Origin of the sequence: Arthrobacter sp. 179, assembly GCF_052379645.1 — a bacterium.
Taxonomy (GTDB): domain Bacteria; phylum Actinomycetota; class Actinomycetes; order Actinomycetales; family Micrococcaceae; genus Arthrobacter_H.
In genome coordinates this window covers 13120-29904 of sequence record NZ_JBQSYU010000019.1, presented here as the reverse complement: position 1 = coordinate 29904, position 16785 = coordinate 13120, and the positions used below count along the sequence as shown (strand labels likewise).

Below are 16785 nucleotides of genomic sequence, written 5' to 3'. Positions count from 1 at the left end.
TCATGGGCAGTCTGAAGGCGCGCTTAGTGATCGTGCCCAAACGGGTCGGGATCGACCCCCGGCAGCCACGAGTTCCCCGGAACGCCCCAGTCCAAGGACTTCTTGGCCTTCTTCCACCGCTTCGCCCATTTGGTATTGAGCTTATCGACGTAGAGGTAGCCGTCGAGGTGGTCGTATTCGTGCTGCAACATCCGGGCGAACCAGCCGGTCGCCTCGAAGTCGAGCTGGTTCCCCTCGCCGTCGTAGCCCATCACCCGGGCATAGTCCGCACGTTTCAGCGGGAAGGACAGGCCGGGGGCCGACAGGCAACCTTCGGCCTCCTCGTCGGGGTCGGGCTGCGCGCCGGAGACCTTGCCGAGCACGATCCGCGGATTCACCAGCACACCCTCGGAGGGGACCCCGTCGTCGTTCTCCATCGTGTAGGTGAACAGCCGCAGGCCCACCCCGATCTGAGGGGCAGCCAGACCGACACCGTTGGCGGCGTGCATCGTCTCTGACATATCGGCGATCAGTGCCCGCAGGTCATCGTCGAAGGCGGTGACTTCGGCGGCACGGCAGTGCAAGACGGGTTCGCCGTAGACGACGACGGGACGGACGGGCATCTGTGCCTCCTGCTGGTGATCATGACAGCGAACAAAAAACCGCCCCGGAATGATCCGGGGCGGCTGTTGGGGTGAGTAACGGGGCTTGAACCCGCGACCTTCTGGACCACAACCAGACGCTCTGCCAACTGAGCTATACCCACCATTGCGTCTCTCAACGCGGTGCCCGCACCTTCGGTATTCCTACCGGGGAGGTCCGGGCAACGAATACTAGTTTACACACTTTCGGCAGGGCTTGCGACATGGGGACACGCCCGCGCCGAACTGTGGCAGGGATCACTCCCTGTGGTTGTTCAGTTGGTGTGGGGGCCCGACGTGGCGTCGGCCCCGGAACCCTCAGGGGCAGCGTTTTCGGCTGCCACGGAACGGGCAGCTTCCTTGGCCGTCTTGCTATCGGGGCCGGGGGCCGGAACCATGACCGCCTTGCGGTAGTACCGCAGTTCGTTGATCGAATCACGGATGTCACCCAGGGCCCGGTGGTTACCGGTCTTCGGCGGAGCCTGGAAGTAGGCGCGGGCATACCAGCGCCGGGCCAATTCCTTGATCGTGGAGACGTCGATGACACGGTAGTGCAGGTGGTCGATGACCCCGGGCATATCACGGGCCAGGAAGTTCCGGTCGGTGCCGATGGTGTTTCCAGCCAACGGGGCCTTGCCCGGCTCGGGGACCCATTGGCGGATATAGGCGAGGACCTGCTCGGTGGCGGTATCCAGGTCGACGCCGGCGTCGAGTTCCTCGAGCAGCCCCGAGGTGACGTGCATCTGGCGCACAAAGTCATTCATCTGTTCCAACGACTGGGCTTCGGGTTTGATGACGACATCGACACCCTCACCGAGAATATTCAATTCCGGGTCGGTAACCAGAACGGCAACTTCGATCAACGCGTCGGCTTCCAGGCTCAGCCCGGTCATTTCGCAGTCGATCCACACAATGTTTTCAGCAGAAATAGGCACAGCCCCAATCTACCGGATTCGGCGACCCCCACGGTGAACGGCAGGGGTGGGGCGTCCTAGGTGGTCAGGCCACTGAGGAAATACAGGACCACGAAGACGACGCCCGCGGTGACGCCCAGGGCGGCAGCGGCCAGGGCGTGCAGCCCCAGCAGGGGAGAGACGACCACCACCAAAAGGGCGATGAATAGACCCCATCCCAGCAAAGCCTTCTGCCGGGTGGGGGTGCTGCCTCCGCTCGATGCGTGCCGACCCACTGAAGCCCCTTCCGTCAGCTACGTGTCCCGCCGGAGGATCCCGGCAGCAGATACCACCTTAGGTCCCGTCGGCGGAGAACCCGGGATCCGGCGTCGTGCCGCCTGTTGGGGAAGACGCGATGCTAACATCGGGTGAGTATTTGAGCGGGCCGCCGGCCCCGGAGCCCGGTCGTCTCAGCGTCCGCGGTGATGGGTTGGCGCAGCCCCGAGAGGGCAAACGACGGAAACGAGCCGATGGCGATGAGCAGGGTCGAGGCGGGCGCGGGGACCCGCCGCATGGACCACGGGACCCGGGCGGTCCTGGTCCAGGGCTTCATTGGGGCGATGCTGGTCCTGCTGGGCTCCTACGGCATCGGCTGGCTGGCGAGCGTCTCACCGCTGAACCGGGACCACCTGCTCATTGCCGTACGCACCGAGCAGTGGGGGGTGATCACCTCCACGGTCGTGCTCACGGTCGGCTGCTGGATCATGTTCCGGGCCTGGCTGCGGTTGGGGCAGGAACTCGCCGGTTGGGCCGAAGGCTCCCTGCGAATCGTCAGACAGGCCTGCTGGGCCTGGGGGGCGCCGCTGCTGCTCTGCTTGCCGATCTTTAGTCGGGACGTCTTCGCCTACATCGGACAGGGCCGGCTGGTCACCGCCGGGCAGGACCCCTACGTGGATGGCATCTCCACGCTGTCGAACTGGTTCCAGCTCGGCGCCGATGTCACCTGGGCGGAATCCGAAACCCCGTATGGCCCGCTGTTCCTGACGATCGAACGCCTCGTGAACATGGTCACCGGGTCCTCCCCGGACGCCTCGGTGCTGCTCTACCGTCTCGTGGCCTTCGCCGGGGTGCTCCTCTGCATGGTCTACGTGCCCAAGCTGGCCGGGCTGCACCAGGTGCCCGGGGCCAAGGCCCTGTGGATCACCGTGTCCAACCCGCTGTTCTTGATCAGCTTCATCGCCAGCGCCCACAACGACGCCCTGATGGTCGGGTTGGCCGTGGCCGGGACCTACTATGCAGCCACCCGCCGCGGTGTGCTCGGGGTCGTGCTGGTCACCGCCTCCATCGGCATCAAACCGATCACCATGGTCATCCTGCCGTTCATCGGCTTGCTCTGGGCCGGGCCCGGCTCCTCCTGGAAACGCCGTTTCCTCTATTGGGCCTATACGTTGGGGCTGTGCCTGGGCATCATGGCCCTGATCGGCTGGGTCAACGGCTACGGTTTCGGCTGGCTGAAGGTCATGCTGGGCACCGGGACCGGAACGGTCTTCTTCGCCCCCGTGGGGATGTTCACGAACTTCTTCAGCGGGATCCTGGACACCTTGGGCCTGGAATACGCCTGGGTGCTGCCCGTGGTGAAACTCATCGCCCGGCTGGTCTCGGTGGCGGTGGTGGTGTTTTTGATGTTCCGTGGCAGCCACTCCCATCTGGTCCAACGCCTTGCCCTGGCCTTCGCCGCGCTGGTGGTCCTGTCACCGATCATCCAGCCCTGGTACCTGCTCTGGCTGCTGCCCTTCTTCGCGGCCACCGGCATCCGGGACGACTGGCAACTGATCTGGGTGTACTTCACCGTGGCCTTCTTCGTCGCCTTCGGGGCCGCCGACCAGATCTTCATCTGGCAGTTCCTCGACGGGCTGGACCCCTGGGTGAAGCATCTATCCACCGGCATCTCCTGGGCCGCCATGGCCTACCTGGCGTTCCTGGACCCCCGGACCAAACGCATCTTCCTGGACTTCCGCGATTCCCTTCGTGCCGCATGGACCGTGCTGCGGCGGCCCAAGGCAGCCAACTGAATGGCTGCAGGAAACCCCGGGCGGACGCGGGCCCGCACCGCAGTGCTCACCGACGCGGTCCGGGGGCTGCGCCACTACATCGAGCATCTGCCGTTGCTGCACCGGCTGGCCGGCGGCGACGAGGCCAAACGCGGGGTGGCCATGGCCCAGGGGTTCCTGGCCTCGCTGATGATCATGGTCGGCTCCTGGGGGGTGGGCTGGTTGGCCCAGTCCCAGGACTCCCTGTTCGCCCGCACCACTTTGCTGAACCCGTTGCGCGTGGAAACGGCAGGGGTCATCGTCTGCACCATCCTGCTCGCGCTGGGTTCGATGATCATGTGCCGTGCCTGGTTGCGCTTCGGGCAGCGCGGGGGGCCGAACAACCGGGCCTCCGTGGTGACGGTGCGCAACACCGTCCTGCTCTGGAGCGGGCCGCTGCTGTTCTCCTTCCCGATCTTCAGCCGGGACGTCTATTCGTATCTGGGACAGGGCCGGCTCATGCACGCCGGCCTGAGCCCCTACGAGAACTGGATCTCCCAACTCCCGGGCTGGTTCGCCCAGGGGTCGGACAGCCTCTGGGCGGAATCCGCGTCCCCGTACGGACCGCTGTTCCTGCTGGCGGCCCAGGGCGTCTATTTCGTCACCGGCGGCATCCCGGAGCTGGCGGTGCTGCTCTTCCGCGTGCTGGCCGTGGCGGGGGTGCTCCTCTGCCTGTATGCGGTGCCCCGGCTGGCCGACCGGTTGGGCTCGGATCCGACCTGGGCGGTATGGATCTCGTTGGCGAACCCCTTGTTCCTGCTGACGATGATCGGGGGCGTCCACAACGACGCCCTGATGATGGGTGGGGTGCTCCTGGGTTTCCTCTGGGTCTACCAGGGCCGCAGGTTCGCCGGGGTGCTGGCCGTCAGTGCCGCCATCGCCATCAAACCGGTCGTCGTGCTCGCACTGCCTTTCATCGGGCTGGCCATGCTGCCCGCCACGGCACGCCTCGCCCTGCGGCTGCGCGCCTGGGCCTATACCGCCCTGGTCTCCGGGGCGACGCTGACGTTCCTGGGCTGGGTCTCCGGCCTCTGGTTCGGGTGGATCAAGGCGATGGCCTCCGCGGGGTCGGCCGCCTTCCCCTACGCCCCGGTGGGGCTGCTGGGGTTGGGCATCGGCTGGCTGGTCGAACAAGCCGGGGGGAACCTGTCCGCCACGGCCAATGGCGTCTACACGGGGTTCAAGGTCCTGGCCCTCGCGCTGGCCATCTGGCTCGCCTTCCGTCGTCCGGCCAGCTCGCCGGTGCTCTATAGCGCCCTGGCCCTGTTGGCCACGGTGCTGCTGGCACCGATCATCCAACCCTGGTACCTGCTGTGGCTGATCCCCTTCTTCGCGGTCACCCGCGTCTATGAGGGCCGCTGGGCCCGCTTCTGGTACCTGGCCAGCATGGTCCTGGTCCTGGTCGGGGTCGTCGACCAGCTCAGCGTCGCCCAATGGATCAGCCTGCTCTGGGTCCGGGTGCTGGCGGCCGTGATCGGGCTGCTGTATCTGGGGTACCTGGTCTTCTCCGACCCCAGGACCTCCTTCATCTTCACCCGGGGCACCGGCCCCGATCCCACCGAGAACAGAAACGAGGCCACCGCGTCGTGACTTCACCACTGAAGACCCTGCGCAACTCCCGCGAAGCCACCAGGCCCGTGATCGGTTGGTTGCTGGTTGCCACCGTGATCGGCGCCGTGCTGGCCGTCCTGAGCAAACAGTGGTGCCGGGTGAACGGCTGGTCAGGGGCCGATCAGCATATCCACATGTGCTATTCGGACTTTGCCGAACTCTTCGGCACCCGCGGGCTGGCCGATAAGCTCTTCCCCTTCTACACCGGGCTGCCCCAGGAACAGGCGCTGGAGTACCCGGCCCTGCTGGCCGTCATCGCCGGGGTCACCGCGTTCATGATCCCCGGAACCGGCTTCAGCCTGGAGCGGCAGCTGGCCTACTTCGACCTGAATTCCCTGGGCTCCTTCCTGTGCTGGGGGATCATCGTCGTGGCGGTCGCCTACAGTGCCCGCAAGCGCAGTCGGGACGCCCTCATGGTCGCCCTGGCCCCGGGCATCATCCTGACCAGCCAATTGAACTGGGACCTGTGGGCCGTGTTGTTCGCGACCCTGGGGCTGTTCGCGTTCTCGCGACAACGGATCTACCTGGCGGGGATCCTATTGGGGCTGGGCGCCGCGGCGAAGCTCTACCCGTTCTTCCTCTTCGGGGCGATCCTGGTCGTGTGTTGGCGCAGCGGAAGGATGTCGGCCTTCTGGAAATCACTATCCACCGCGGTGCTTGCCTGGCTGGTGGTCAACGTCCCGTTCATGCTCACCGCCTTCGATGAATGGTCGCGTTTCTATACCTTCTCCTCCGAACGGGAGATCAGCTTCTCCTCGATGTGGCTGGCGTTCACCTGGACCGGGCTGGACGGGGAAGGGTTCTCGTTGCTGTCCAACGGCCTGTTCGCGCTCGCCTGCCTGGGGATCGCCTACCTGGGTTTCACCGCCCAGCGCCGGCCCCGGGTGGCCCAGTTGGCCTTCCTGATCATCGCGGCGTTCATCCTGCTCAACAAGGTCTATTCCCCGCAGTTCGTCATGTGGCTGATCCCGCTCTACGTCCTGGCCCGCCCGCGCTGGCGCGAATTCCTGCTCTGGCAGGTGTTGGAGGCCTACCACTGGGCGGCCGTCTGGCTGATGAGCGCGAAAATTGTCAGCGGGGGAAGCTTCGGTGAGGGGACCGCGTGGATCGAAATCGCCTATGGCACCGGCATCGCCGCGCATATGGCGATGGTCATCTACCTGTGTGTGAAGATCATCGGGGACATCAGGCACCCCACACGGGATCTGGTCCGCGCCGACGGGGACGACGACCCGCTCGGCGGTCCGGTGGAAGATACGCCGGACCGGTTCACGCTGCCCGTGCGGCGCTGAGCGGGCCGGGTCCGAGGCCCTAGCCGGCCAGGCTGGAGCCTTCGGAGAGCCGGTGGTAGGTGCGGTCGTGGTAGACCAACGGCCCGTGGCCTGAGGCTTCCCCCTGGATGTCCAGGACGGAGGCGATCACCACCCGGGATGAGCCGACCTCGACCCGGTCGGTGATGGAGCAACGCAAAGCCCAGGCGCTGTGGTGCAGCAGGGGTTCCCCGGTGGGAAGGAACCTCCACTCCAGGTCCTCGGTGAAACGCGGGCTGCCCGGGGTGGCGAAGAGCCGGACGGTATCGGCCTGTCCGGCATCCATGAGGTGGACCAGGACCGTATCGGCGGCGGCCAGCAGCGGGGCCGTCGTCCGGCCCGAAAGCGAGAACACCAGGGCCGGGGGATCGGCGGACACCGAGGAGACCGAGGAAGCAGTCAGGCCGATCGGCCCCGTCGGGCCGGTGGCGGTGATGACGGCCAGCCCGGCCGGATGGCCGCGGAAAGCCTCCCGGAAGAGGAGCGAATTGGTGTGCGCTGCGGGCACGGACTGGGCGGGGGCGGTCATCGATGGTCTTTCGTCGGCGGGTTCACGACGTCCTCGGGAACACCCCGAGCCTAAAACCTAAACCTAGGTTCAGGTCAAACCGGGGGTCGTGATGGACCGCCGGTTCACTGGTCCAGCCGGGGCGCCCCGGTGGTGTCGGTGCCCAGATGGTCATCGGCATTGACGAAACCGCAGGTCGACAACGAGAGGCAACCGCAGCCGATGCATCCGTCCAGCCGGTCCCTCAGATGCTCCAACATGGTGATGCGGGCATCGATCTCACCGCGCCAGGCCTCGGAGAGATGCTGCCAATCGGATTGGTCGGGCACCCCGTCCCGCGGCAACTGCTCGAAGACCTCCAACACCGAGGCCAAGGGGATGCCGGCGCGCTGGGCGGCCCGGATGACGGCCACCCGGCGTAGCGTCGATCGGGGATACCGGCGCTGGTTGCCGGTGGTGCGCCGGCTCTGGATCAGCCCCTTGCGCTCATAGAAGTGCAGGGCCGAGACCGCGACCCCGCTGCGGGCGGACAACTGTCCGACGCTGATCCGCGCATCGTCCTCCGACGGCATGGTTCCCTCCGGCTACTCTGGATGGTGGCCCCGGGGACGGGGGCCGCTTGGAAGAATACACCGGATCGGCTGCCGGGGGACCGGGCGATACGCTGGGGACATGGCACAAACACAGCACGACGCCGGGTGGTACCTCTTCGATTACGGGATGGTCATCGCCGCGGCGCCGGCCGCCGGGGACTGGGACCGTCTGGAACAGACCGCCGGGCGGGAACTGCGGGCGCCGGGCAGCACCTATTGGGCCCATCGCCACTCCTTCGACGCCGGCGCCCTGGATTCGCCGTCGTACTGGAGCGCCGTTCTGGAACGGCCCGTGGAGCCGGCCGAAGCGGAGAACCTGGACCGACTCGATACCGGTCTGTGGTCCCACCCCGATCCGCGGACCCGGGAGGTCCTCCGGTCACTGGAATCTCGCGGGGCGTCGATGGCGGTGCTCTCGAATATGCCGGCGCGGATGTCGCAGATCTTTGAGGCAGAAGGCTGGTGGACCGGCTACTTCGAGCACCTGATCTTTTCCGGACCCCTGCGCCTGGCCAAACCCGATCCGCGGATCTACGAACACGCCCTAGCGACGATGGGCGCCGAAGCCTCCGACGTCGTATTCATCGACGATAAACGCGAGAACATCGACGCCGCCGCGGCCCTGGGTCTGGAGACCGTCCACTACACCGCCGACACCGATCTGGCGGCGGAACTGGGACTCTGAGCCGACCCGTGAGCTTGCCGGCCCCCTCCGGACGGAACCGGCTCAGTCGTGGGGCAGGTAGTTGCTGCAGACCGGGTTGACCGGGATATCGCGATGCAGGACCCAGATGCCGTGATCGTCTTCGGTGACGACCTTGAAACCCAGCTTCTTGCCCCGCTTCAGGGCCTCCTGCGGTGAGAGCGGATCCCAGCCACCGAGTTCGTCGGTATTGAAGTCGATGATCATCCAGCTGGACAGGTCGTCGCCGATATCCCCGTGCAGGCCCACATAGGTGCGCTGGACCAGATGCGGAACGGCGGTATCCGCGGCCTCGACACAGACCCCGTCGGGAATCAGGGCCACCGCCCGGGCCTGGGCCTTCGCGGTTTCGGGCATCGTCCAGTTCTGCCCGGTCAGCGTCCGGCCCAGCGGGAAGACCGCATGGATGAACAGCGTGCAGACGAACGCCAGGATCAGCAGATAGGCGGGGGCCCCGACGGCTAGTTTCCTCCTGCCGGTGCGGGCGATGATCTTCGACAGCACATGCACCGAGGCCATGAGCAGCACCGGGGCGAGCATGGCATCGTATTGGTAGACCGGGGCCCAGGTGTTCAGCCGGTCGTTGAACAACCGGCTGAGCAGGCTCGGGGCCACCAGGATCACGTAGGGGGAGAGGAAGGGCAGCAGTGCCAGCGGGACGAAGGACATCAACCAGAGCAGGACCTTCAGCTCGTGGTTGAACAGCAAGGCGATGGACTTCAACGGGTGGGACAGGATGAAGACGATCGCGGCCCCCGCCGTGGGGCCCAATGCGGTGTATTGCCAATAGGACATGGCATCGGGGGGAGCGAAGTGCGGGACCAGTATTTCGGTGACCACCAGATAGCCGGCCACACCGACGACCGCCATCAGGATCGCCTTGCCCCATTGGCGGTGGAAGGCCAGGACGATGCCCACGGCAATGAGCGTCACGCCCATGTCCTCACGGACCAGCAGGAGCACCGAGGACAGGCCCACGACCAGCCAGTACCGTCGGGCATCGAAAGCCCAGACGATCCACGCCATCAGGGGCACCGCGAAGGCCACCTCGTGGAAATCCCAGTTCACCATGGACTGGAAGGGCCACCACAAAAGCAGTGCCGAGGCGGTCAACAGCCCGCCCCGGTGGCCGAGGTGCCTGCGGGCGAACAGATAGACGGGGATGGCCGTGACCACCAGCAGGGCGATCATGCCGAAGTTGAGCATCCGCGGATCGGGCCAGATCCAATACAGCGGGGCGAAGAGGGCGATGATCGGGTGGAAGTGGTCCCCGAGCAGATTGAAGTCCACGCCCTTGATCGGCACGATCGGCGCCTTGAACAGGGAATACTGGTGGACCGCCTGGTCGAAGATGCCCAGGTCGTAGCCCTTGGCCTCGAAATTGCGGTAGCGCAGCAGCGAATGGGCGACGTACAGGATGGTCGCACCGACCATGACCGCAGCCAGCTGTAGCTTATGGGCTCGGCTGACGGGCGTCACCGCGGGTTCGGCGGCGGGTGGGGCTTCGGGCATGGCTACGAGTTTAGCGGGGTATCAGGGCCCTCGCTGGACCATCGCCGCGGGGATTCGGCGCGGCATGGCTCACAATAAAAGACGGTGCCCACCTAAGAGGTGGACACCGTCCTGAGGATTCCTGCCGCAGCCGGCAGGGAGCCGGACTAGCGGATGGAAGCCAATCCGGTGCGGGCCATCGCATCGGCGTAGGCGGTCTGCATCTGGTCCAGGTGGCCCTGCTGGCGTTCGGCGGAGCCGGCGAAGGCCCGGCCGTCGAGGGACTTGACCTTATAGGTCTTGAAACCGCGACGCCACAACAGCGGGTTCTGGGTCTTGGCCAGCTGATCGGCCAGACGGTGTGCCTCGGTGCCGTGGGCGACCAGGACCGACGCACGTGGAACCTGCTTGAGCATGCGCAGCAGCGGCTTCAGGCCCGAAGTGATCTGGGCCGGTTCGAAGCGGCCATTGGCTTCACCGGGGGTATGCCACGGGGAAACGTTCCAGGGCATGACGTATTCCGGACGCAGGCCCAGCTGCCACTGCAGGGCAATCATGCGCTCGGCGGCGTCGGAGTCGCCCGGGGTGATGAAGCCGCTGTCATCGGCGATGCCGATGTTGGAGAACAGGGAGATGATCTTGACCTGGTCGACGTCGTGCTGGGGGTCGACGTAGCTGACCGAGGAGCCGGGGCGCAGCAAGGCGGTCTCGTCCAGAAGTCGGTTGACGGGGGCGATCTGCTCCTCGTAACGGCGGCTAAACAGCGTGTCGGTCGATAATTCCGGGGCAGATGCGGTCATGAAGGGGTGCTTCTCCTGGGGTTGCTGCTGGTTGCGGATAGCTGGTCCGCCGGTGATGACCGGCGCACTGGAGGACTTGCCCCCTGGGGCGCCGAGGTGAACGGGAAACGCGTCGGAAAATGCCGTTGCGTGCTTCCCACACTACTCCTTCTGGCTTTTGGACACGCCGAGGCGGCCTCCTGGTCTTCGGTGATCCATGGCACGGAGGGCCTGGAACCGGAGGATTCTCAGCGTCCACGCCGCTTGATAGTGTGTGGTGCGGTAGACAACGAGGCGAGGGAGCAACCCTTCATGGGAGCAGTATTCGACCGGCTGGATGACCAGTTGAAACCCGGGGTCGACGCAGTGACCCTCGACTACGAGCGCCTCCGCCCCCATCTGGAGCGGGTGACCGCCGACGTCACAGCACGGATCCGGGAGATCTTCGAAGGCGTTGACCTGCAGCCGCTCTTCGTGACCGGCCGGACCAAAACGGTGGACTCCTTCCGCGATAAGGCCTCACGGACGATCGAGCCAGACGAGCCCGGGGGCGATCGCCAACTCGAATTCCCCCATCCGCTGCGGGACCTCCACGACCTGGTCGGGGTGCGGGTCATCGTGTCCCTGCCCCACGAAGTCCGCGAAGCGGCCAACCTGATCAAACGCCGGCGCCACGAATTCGATTGCCGCGCCGACCGGGAGAAGGACATCGGCTCGGTGGAATCGGGGACCTACGGCTATTCCAGCCGGCACCTGATCCTGCGCACCCGGCAGAACGACGTCGTCCGTGACTACCAGAGTGAACTGGCCGAGAACGTCAGGGTCACCGGCAACTACATCTTTGAAACCCAGATCCGCACCATCCTGGCCCATGCCTGGAGTGAGATCGAGCATGACATCCGGTTCAAGAAGGTCGACCCGCGGGCCTGGAGCCCCTATCTGGACCGCCAATTCACCGCGACCGCCGCCATGCTCGAGGCCGTTGAATCGACCTTCGAGGAACTGCATGACCGCTATCTGGCGGTCACCGGCTACTGGGACCGTGACGGCGAAGGGGCCGTGGAGCTGGACCCGGGGCGGATCCGGGAGATCTGGCAGACCCTGCTACCGCATGTGGACCGCAAGGCGGACGACGACTGGGGGTGGGCCGCCGAACTGCTCGCCGCCCACGGGCTGGGGACGACGATCGAACTGGCCGGGTTGCTCGATGCCACCGCAATCACCGAAGTACGCAAGGCGTTGGACCACCGGTACTCACCGGGCCCCGACCGGCTGCTCGATGACGTGCTGCTGTGGCGTTTCGGGGCCCGCCATATCGAGTTGACCGCCGGGAAGGACCGGCAGCGCCAGGAGAGCCTGCGGCGCCGGTTGGCCCAGATGGACTCCTACCAGGCAGAAAAAAACCCCGGGTCCGACTAGCACCGACCCGTCGGGTTCGTGCGCCGGTCCCGGGGCAGGCGCCGGCTACTAGATGGTGGTGGTGGCCGTCTGGTAGTCGAAGCGTGGCAGGCGCGGACGCCAGGCGTTCTCGCCGGGCTTGCCGATGTTCACGACCATGAACGTCTGCTGGGTGGTTCCGGCATGGAAGTCCTCGTCCACCCCGGCGGCGTCGAAGCCTCCCATGGGGCCGGCATGCAGACCGACGGCCCGCACGGCCATGATGAAGTAGCCCGCCTGCAGATGGGCGTTGGAGTTGCCCACATGGGAGCGTGCGGCGGCATTGTCCGCACCGTCGAAGGCCTCCTTGCGGTCCGGGGCATGGGGCAGGAAGGTGGCGAAGTGCTCATGCCATTCGGTGTCGAAGCTCAGGACGGCGACCAGCGGGGCGGAGAGCGTCTTGGGCCGGTTCCCCTCGGCCATGCGGTTGACCAGGGTTTCGCGGGCGGCCTCGGAGCGGACCCAGGTGATGCGCATCGGCTGGTTGTTCATCATCGTGGGCCCCATCTTCATGAGGTCGTAGATGGCCTGGGCCGTCTCCTCGCTGACCGGCTCATCGGTGAAGGTGTTGGCCGTGCGTGCTTCACGGAAGAGTACATCGGCGGTGGCCGGGTCGATGGCCAGTTCCTGCTCGACGTCGGAGGTCGTGGTGGTCATGGGGTCCTTCCGGGGGAGACGGTGGTCGGGGCATGGTGAGGTGCCGGCCACTGACGTTGTGCTGGTCTTCAATTCCCAACCATTGCATGCCTGTGCATATTTCCGCATCATGGTGTGGCCTTGATCACCGGCGCCTAGTCAACGGTCGGAAAACCAATGCGCAGCCCCGTACCGTCCCCACCGACGGCCACGGTCAGGCCCTCCAGGGTCCCCACGATCTTCGAGGCGTCCAAGGAATCGGCATCGTAGGTTCCGGTGATGCCCAGGGTCCACGCTCCGGCGGCGCGCCCGGCCTCGATCCCGGCGGGAGCGTCCTCGAAGACCAGGGTCCGCTGCGGGTCCACGCCCAGGGCGGTTGCTGCGGCCAGGTAGCCTTCGGGGTCGGGTTTGCCCTGGGCGACCGAGTCGGCGGAGACCAGGATCGCGGGGGCCTCGATCCCCGCCACCGACAACCGCACGGCGGCCAGCTCAGCGGTGCAGGAGGTGACGATCGCCCAGCGTGTCGCCGGCAACGCCGCCAGCAGTTCGGCGACACCGTCCTTGATCGCGATGCCCTCCTTCTGCTCCACCTCCAGGGCTTCGATCAGGGCCAGCGCCTCGGCCCGGCGGCCCGGTTCGATCCGTTGGGCCACGACATCCCGGGCCGGGACGCCATGCGGGTGCGGGCCGTGCTCTCCCAGCCCCATCCGATGGGACCATTCCTGCCAACACTTCTCGGTGGCCCGGGTCGAATCGATGAGGGTCCCATCGAGGTCGAACAGCAGTGCCTCGACGTCGAGATGGTCGCCGTTGGAGTGGTGACGGGCCGCTGGGCGGTGGCTGGTATCCATCAGCCCAGCCTATCGGCGGAACCGGGCTCCCGGAGTGGCCGGAAAATCGGTGGCCCGGGCCCGGGCAGGAATCGACGGGGCAGGCTAGCATGAGTGAATGTCAGAGAACCCAGCAGCAATTCCCCTTCAGAAGCTCGCCAACGGTGCCGAGATCCCGATGATCGGATTGGGCACCTGGACGATGGACGACACCGAGGCCGGAGCCGCGGTGCTCAACGCCGTCGAGGCCGGCTATCGACTGATCGACACCGCCGAGAAATACGGCAACGAAGCCGGGATCGGACAAGGTATCGCGCGCTGTCCGCTCGCCCGTAGCGAATTGTTCGTGACCACCAAGTTCAATGCCGAATGGCAGTCCTTCGACGGGGTCCGCCAGGCTTGGCGGCATTCGATCGAACAGTTGGGACTGGACTACATCGACCTGCTGCTCATCCACTGGCCGAATCCGGGGCAGGGGACCTACGTCGAAGCCTATGAGGGGCTGGTGAAGCTCCTGTCCAAGGGCAAGGTCAGGGCGATCGGGACCTCGAACTTCACCCCCGCGCAACTGACCGAACTCATGGATGCCACCGGGGTGGTGCCGGATGTGAACCAGATCCAGCATTCCCCGATGTGGAGGCGTGAAGAGGAGATTGCCTTCCACCAGCGCCACGGCATCCACACCCAGGCCTGGGCCCCGCTGGCCCGCGGCGACGCGTTGAAGGCAGCACCGGTCATCGAGGCCGCCACCGCCCACCAGAAGACCCCCGCCCAGGTGGTGCTGCGCTGGAACCTGCAGCACGGGGCATCACCGATCCCCAAGTCCCAGGATCCGGGACGGATGGCCAACAACCTCGACGTGTTCGGATTCGAACTCGACGCCGAGCAGATGGCCGCCATCGACGCCCTCGACGGGACCGGCGACGAGCTGGTCGACCCGATGGTCTTCGGCCACTGACCGCCACCACGAACCCCAGGAGCCACCCATGAAGGTCATCGTGATCGGCGGCCACGGAAAGATCGGCTTATTGCTCGGCCGCGAACTGTCCCGTCGAGGTGATCAGGTCACCTCGGTCATCCGCAATCCGGACCATGCGGAAGAGGTCCGGGCGACCGGCGCCACCGAGTTGGTGCTGGACATCGAGCGGGCCTACGGCCCCGAACTGGAACCGGCCCTGACAGGATTCGACGCCGTGGTGTTCACCGCAGGGGCCGGCGGCGGTGATCCCGAGCGCACCTACGCGGTCGACCGGGACGCGGCCATCCGCATCATGAACGCCGCCCTGGTGGCCGGAGTGCAACGCTTCGTCCTGGTCTCCTTCGCGAAAGCCGATACCCGCTACCTGAAACCGCTCGACGACCCGTTCTATCCCTATCAGGTGGCCAAGATCGCCGCCGACGAGCATCTGCGTGAATCGGCGTTGGACTGGACGATCCTGGGGCCGGGGGCGCTGACGCTGGAACCGGGAACCGGGAAGGTGGCCCCGCTGGACCATCCGATCTCCGGGGACACCTCCACCGCGCGGGCCAATGTCGCCGCAGCCATTGCCGAAGCCTTGGCCCAACCGCGCACCATTGGTGCCACGTTGAACTTCTGCGACGGGGACCTGCCCGTGGACCAATGGTTCGCCGCAGTGGACGGGTGACCCGGTGGCGCTAACGGGGTGGGGCGCGCATGGCGCGGGGTGCGACCACCAGTGAAAGCAGCAGCATCAGCGCCACGAGATAGAACGCGTTGAGGATCCCCAGGTGTTCGCCGACCACACCGAGCACCGGCGGGCCGACCAGGAAGGCCATGTAGCCGAAGATCGAGATGATGCTGACCCTCCGTGCCGACTGCGTGGGGTGGTCCGCCGCCGCCGAGACACCGATCGGGAAGCCCAGCGAACCGCCCAGGCCCCAGAGGCCCGCGGCGGCAAAGGCCGTCCACTGGCTGTCGGTCAGGATGAAGATCAGGATGCCGATGAACCCTAGTGCCCCCATGATCGTCAGGGTGTGGCGTCGGCCCAATCTGTCGATCAACGGCCCGCCGCCCGCCCGCCCGACGGTCATCGCCGCCACGAACGTCCCGTAGACCAGGGCCCCACCGGCATTGTCGAAACCATGACCATCCACGGCAGCGATGGGCAACCAGTCGTTGGCGGAGCCTTCCACGAAGGCCATGCCCACGACCATGAGCCCCAGGAAGAACAACTGGGGTTCGGCGGCCATCTTCAGGATTTCGCGCAGCCGTGCCCCGAGGTGGGTGTGCCTCCCGACACCGGTGACCACCTGGGGCGTGGTCGGTAGGACGACGGGCTCCTTGATCCCGGGCCCGGGAAGATAGCGAACGCTCCAACTGCCGGCGGCCGCGATGGCCACCCCGACCAACGTGAAGTGGATGGCCACCGGGAGCGAATTCATGGCTGCCACCGCGCCGAGGCCGGCACCGATGATGGTTCCGAAACTGAAGAAGGCGTGCATCATCGGCAGCAGGGTGCGCCCATTGGCCCTTTCAACCTCCGCCCCTTCGACGTTCATGACGACGTCGGTGATGCTGTAGAAGAAACCGAAGAGCACCAATATGCCGGCCGAGGCGGGGAAGGAACCCCATACCTCGGTGGCCAGGCCCAGTAACACGGTGGCCACGGCCATGGCCAGCAGCGAATATCTCAGCCCGTTGCGGGTCCCCATCCGGGCCATGTAGTTCGGGGCGGTGGCGAGTCCAGCGATGGAACCGAAGGCCAGGCCGAAGAGCATCAGTCCGATGGTGGCGGTGCTCAGGTGCATGCCGTCCCGAACCGCCGGAATGCGGGAGACCCACGAGGCGAAGCCCAGGCCTGAAAGGGTGAAGACCACGAAAACGGCATTGCGCCACGCACGGAGGTTTCCTCGAACCATGGTCGGCTGCGTGGTGGGCACCTGGATGCTTCTTCCTGTTCCTTCGGGGTCAAGATGGTGATGCGGTCCCGGAGGACCGAGGACCTCCCGATCGGATCAGCGTGTTGCTGCCGGGCGGGGGAGTATCACTGCTGCTGCCTATAGTCTAATGGCTTTTATGCTGCGGGTGGACTATTTGTTGTTCGCGCCTCGCCGGCGCGGGCCCGGCGCGTCTGAGCGCAACGGCCTCGTGGGTGTGGGTGGTGCCCCCGGCGCGATTCGAACGCGCGACCGACAGATTAGAAGGCTGTTGCTCTATCCACTGAGCTACGGGGGCCCGTGCCCCGCAGGGCAACAGGAATCATTCTAGCGATCCGTTCCGGCAGCGCCACATCGGGCCGGCCACGGCCCCCTCACACCCCCCC

Annotated in this window: 17 protein-coding genes and 2 tRNA genes; 7 read left to right on the top strand and 12 right to left on the bottom strand. The window is 66.2% G+C overall.

Annotated features, from left to right (window positions below; genetic code table 11):
• Positions 1 to 23: 23 nt before the first annotated feature.
• The 4 genes from def to ACT3UE_RS11750 all read right to left on the bottom strand — a co-directional run bounded on the left by def (position 24) and on the right by ACT3UE_RS11750 (position 1809).
• Positions 24 to 602 carry a peptide deformylase gene (def, locus tag ACT3UE_RS11765; RefSeq protein ID WP_086998112.1) on the bottom strand — a complete coding sequence of 193 codons (579 nt, stop codon included), beginning with the start codon at positions 600 to 602 and terminating at the stop codon, positions 24 to 26.
• Between the two features lie 67 nt (positions 603 to 669).
• Positions 670 to 745, bottom strand: a tRNA-His gene (locus ACT3UE_RS11760).
• Positions 746 to 895: 150 nt separating this feature from the next.
• Positions 896 to 1513 carry an oligoribonuclease gene (gene orn / locus ACT3UE_RS11755; protein WP_444566764.1) on the bottom strand — a complete coding sequence of 206 codons (618 nt, stop codon included), beginning with the start codon at positions 1511 to 1513 and terminating at the stop codon, positions 896 to 898.
• A 98-nt stretch (positions 1514 to 1611) separates the two neighbouring features.
• Positions 1612 to 1809, bottom strand: a complete 198-nt coding sequence (locus tag ACT3UE_RS11750; RefSeq protein WP_096223455.1) for a hypothetical protein — start codon at positions 1807 to 1809, stop codon at positions 1612 to 1614.
• A 240-nt stretch (positions 1810 to 2049) separates the two neighbouring features.
• Here ACT3UE_RS11750 and mptB (ACT3UE_RS11745) point away from each other — a divergent pair, with 240 nt between their 5' ends.
• Genes mptB (ACT3UE_RS11745) through ACT3UE_RS11735 form a run of 3 tightly spaced genes read left to right on the top strand, consistent with a single transcriptional unit; the run spans position 2050 to position 6506 of the window.
• A complete protein-coding gene (gene mptB, locus ACT3UE_RS11745) occupies positions 2050 to 3585 on the top strand; it encodes a polyprenol phosphomannose-dependent alpha 1,6 mannosyltransferase MptB (RefSeq protein ID WP_444566763.1) in 1536 nt (511 codons plus the stop codon).
• Positions 3586 to 5193: a polyprenol phosphomannose-dependent alpha 1,6 mannosyltransferase MptB gene (gene mptB / locus ACT3UE_RS11740; RefSeq protein WP_444561540.1), complete on the top strand. Its 1608-nt coding sequence runs from the start codon at positions 3586 to 3588 to the stop codon at positions 5191 to 5193.
• Entirely contained in the window at positions 5190 to 6506 is a 1317-nt protein-coding gene (locus ACT3UE_RS11735; RefSeq protein ID WP_444553716.1) for a glycosyltransferase family 87 protein, read from the top strand. Before mptB (ACT3UE_RS11740) ends, ACT3UE_RS11735 begins: the two co-directional genes overlap by 4 nt.
• 19 nt (positions 6507 to 6525) lie before the next feature.
• On the opposite strand, the gene ACT3UE_RS11730 is transcribed toward ACT3UE_RS11735, so the two are convergent.
• Positions 6526 to 7053, bottom strand: coding sequence for a flavin reductase family protein (locus ACT3UE_RS11730; protein WP_444553715.1), 528 nt, complete (start codon positions 7051 to 7053; stop codon positions 6526 to 6528).
• A 104-nt stretch (positions 7054 to 7157) separates the two neighbouring features.
• A complete protein-coding gene (gene soxR / locus ACT3UE_RS11725; protein WP_444566762.1) occupies positions 7158 to 7604 on the bottom strand; it encodes a redox-sensitive transcriptional activator SoxR in 447 nt (148 codons plus the stop codon).
• A 100-nt stretch (positions 7605 to 7704) separates the two neighbouring features.
• On the opposite strand from soxR, the gene ACT3UE_RS11720 reads away from it, so the two are divergent.
• Positions 7705 to 8310: an HAD family hydrolase gene (locus tag ACT3UE_RS11720; RefSeq protein ID WP_444566761.1), complete on the top strand. Its 606-nt coding sequence runs from the start codon at positions 7705 to 7707 to the stop codon at positions 8308 to 8310.
• Between the two features lie 42 nt (positions 8311 to 8352).
• Here ACT3UE_RS11720 and ACT3UE_RS11715 read toward each other — a convergent pair whose 3' ends face one another.
• Together ACT3UE_RS11715 and ACT3UE_RS11710 are read right to left on the bottom strand one after the other, a co-directional pair.
• Positions 8353 to 9840, bottom strand: a complete 1488-nt coding sequence (locus tag ACT3UE_RS11715) for a DUF2079 domain-containing protein (RefSeq protein WP_444566760.1) — start codon at positions 9838 to 9840, stop codon at positions 8353 to 8355.
• Positions 9841 to 9986: 146 nt separating this feature from the next.
• A complete protein-coding gene (locus ACT3UE_RS11710) occupies positions 9987 to 10619 on the bottom strand; it encodes a uracil-DNA glycosylase (RefSeq protein WP_444553711.1) in 633 nt (210 codons plus the stop codon).
• A 291-nt stretch (positions 10620 to 10910) separates the two neighbouring features.
• Between ACT3UE_RS11710 and ACT3UE_RS11705 the strand changes: the two genes are divergently transcribed.
• On the top strand, positions 10911 to 12017 hold the full coding sequence (locus ACT3UE_RS11705; protein WP_444561543.1) for a GTP pyrophosphokinase: 1107 nt from the start codon (positions 10911 to 10913) through the stop codon (positions 12015 to 12017).
• A 48-nt stretch (positions 12018 to 12065) separates the two neighbouring features.
• On the opposite strand, the gene ACT3UE_RS11700 is transcribed toward ACT3UE_RS11705, so the two are convergent.
• Both ACT3UE_RS11700 and ACT3UE_RS11695 read right to left on the bottom strand, forming a co-directional pair.
• A complete protein-coding gene (locus tag ACT3UE_RS11700) occupies positions 12066 to 12692 on the bottom strand; it encodes a malonic semialdehyde reductase (protein WP_444561544.1) in 627 nt (208 codons plus the stop codon).
• Positions 12693 to 12826: 134 nt separating this feature from the next.
• The gene (locus tag ACT3UE_RS11695) at positions 12827 to 13522 is read right to left on the bottom strand and encodes an HAD-IA family hydrolase (protein ID WP_444553708.1); all 696 of its coding nucleotides are present in this window, start codon (positions 13520 to 13522) and stop codon (positions 12827 to 12829) included.
• Between the two features lie 97 nt (positions 13523 to 13619).
• Between ACT3UE_RS11695 and ACT3UE_RS11690 the strand changes: the two genes are divergently transcribed.
• Positions 13620 to 14459 (top strand): aldo/keto reductase, encoded by an 840-nt coding sequence (locus ACT3UE_RS11690; RefSeq protein WP_444553707.1) that lies wholly within the window; start codon positions 13620 to 13622, stop codon positions 14457 to 14459.
• A gap of 28 nt (positions 14460 to 14487) precedes the next feature.
• Positions 14488 to 15147, top strand: a complete 660-nt coding sequence (locus tag ACT3UE_RS11685) for an SDR family oxidoreductase (protein ID WP_444566759.1) — start codon at positions 14488 to 14490, stop codon at positions 15145 to 15147.
• 10 nt (positions 15148 to 15157) lie between these two features.
• Here ACT3UE_RS11685 and ACT3UE_RS11680 read toward each other — a convergent pair whose 3' ends face one another.
• Both ACT3UE_RS11680 and ACT3UE_RS11675 read right to left on the bottom strand, forming a co-directional pair.
• Positions 15158 to 16402, bottom strand: coding sequence for an MFS transporter (locus ACT3UE_RS11680; RefSeq protein WP_444566758.1), 1245 nt, complete (start codon positions 16400 to 16402; stop codon positions 15158 to 15160).
• A gap of 219 nt (positions 16403 to 16621) precedes the next feature.
• Positions 16622 to 16697 (bottom strand) — tRNA-Arg (locus ACT3UE_RS11675).
• Positions 16698 to 16785 lie beyond the last annotated feature (88 nt).

Excerpts from the sequence above, each read along its gene's own strand:
- ACT3UE_RS11720 (WP_444566761.1), top strand. The coding sequence starts at position 7,705 with ATGGCACAAACACAGCACGACGCCGGGTGGTACCTCTTCGATTACGGG.
- ACT3UE_RS11695 (WP_444553708.1), bottom strand. The coding sequence starts at position 13,522 with ATGGATACCAGCCACCGCCCAGCGGCCCGTCACCACTCCAACGGCGAC.
- orn (WP_444566764.1), bottom strand. The coding sequence starts at position 1,513 with ATGACCGGGCTGAGCCTGGAAGCCGACGCGTTGATCGAAGTTGCCGTT.
- ACT3UE_RS11705 (WP_444561543.1), top strand. The coding sequence starts at position 10,911 with ATGGGAGCAGTATTCGACCGGCTGGATGACCAGTTGAAACCCGGGGTC.
- ACT3UE_RS11690 (WP_444553707.1), top strand. The coding sequence starts at position 13,620 with ATGTCAGAGAACCCAGCAGCAATTCCCCTTCAGAAGCTCGCCAACGGT.
- ACT3UE_RS11685 (WP_444566759.1), top strand. The coding sequence starts at position 14,488 with ATGAAGGTCATCGTGATCGGCGGCCACGGAAAGATCGGCTTATTGCTC.
- ACT3UE_RS11715 (WP_444566760.1), bottom strand. The coding sequence starts at position 9,840 with ATGCCCGAAGCCCCACCCGCCGCCGAACCCGCGGTGACGCCCGTCAGC.
- mptB (WP_444566763.1), top strand. The coding sequence starts at position 2,050 with ATGAGCAGGGTCGAGGCGGGCGCGGGGACCCGCCGCATGGACCACGGG.
- ACT3UE_RS11710 (WP_444553711.1), bottom strand. The coding sequence starts at position 10,619 with ATGACCGCATCTGCCCCGGAATTATCGACCGACACGCTGTTTAGCCGC.
- ACT3UE_RS11730 (WP_444553715.1), bottom strand. The coding sequence starts at position 7,053 with ATGACCGCCCCCGCCCAGTCCGTGCCCGCAGCGCACACCAATTCGCTC.
- ACT3UE_RS11700 (WP_444561544.1), bottom strand. The coding sequence starts at position 12,692 with ATGACCACCACGACCTCCGACGTCGAGCAGGAACTGGCCATCGACCCG.
- mptB (WP_444561540.1), top strand. The coding sequence starts at position 3,586 with ATGGCTGCAGGAAACCCCGGGCGGACGCGGGCCCGCACCGCAGTGCTC.
- def (WP_086998112.1), bottom strand. The coding sequence starts at position 602 with ATGCCCGTCCGTCCCGTCGTCGTCTACGGCGAACCCGTCTTGCACTGC.
- soxR (WP_444566762.1), bottom strand. The coding sequence starts at position 7,604 with ATGCCGTCGGAGGACGATGCGCGGATCAGCGTCGGACAGTTGTCCGCC.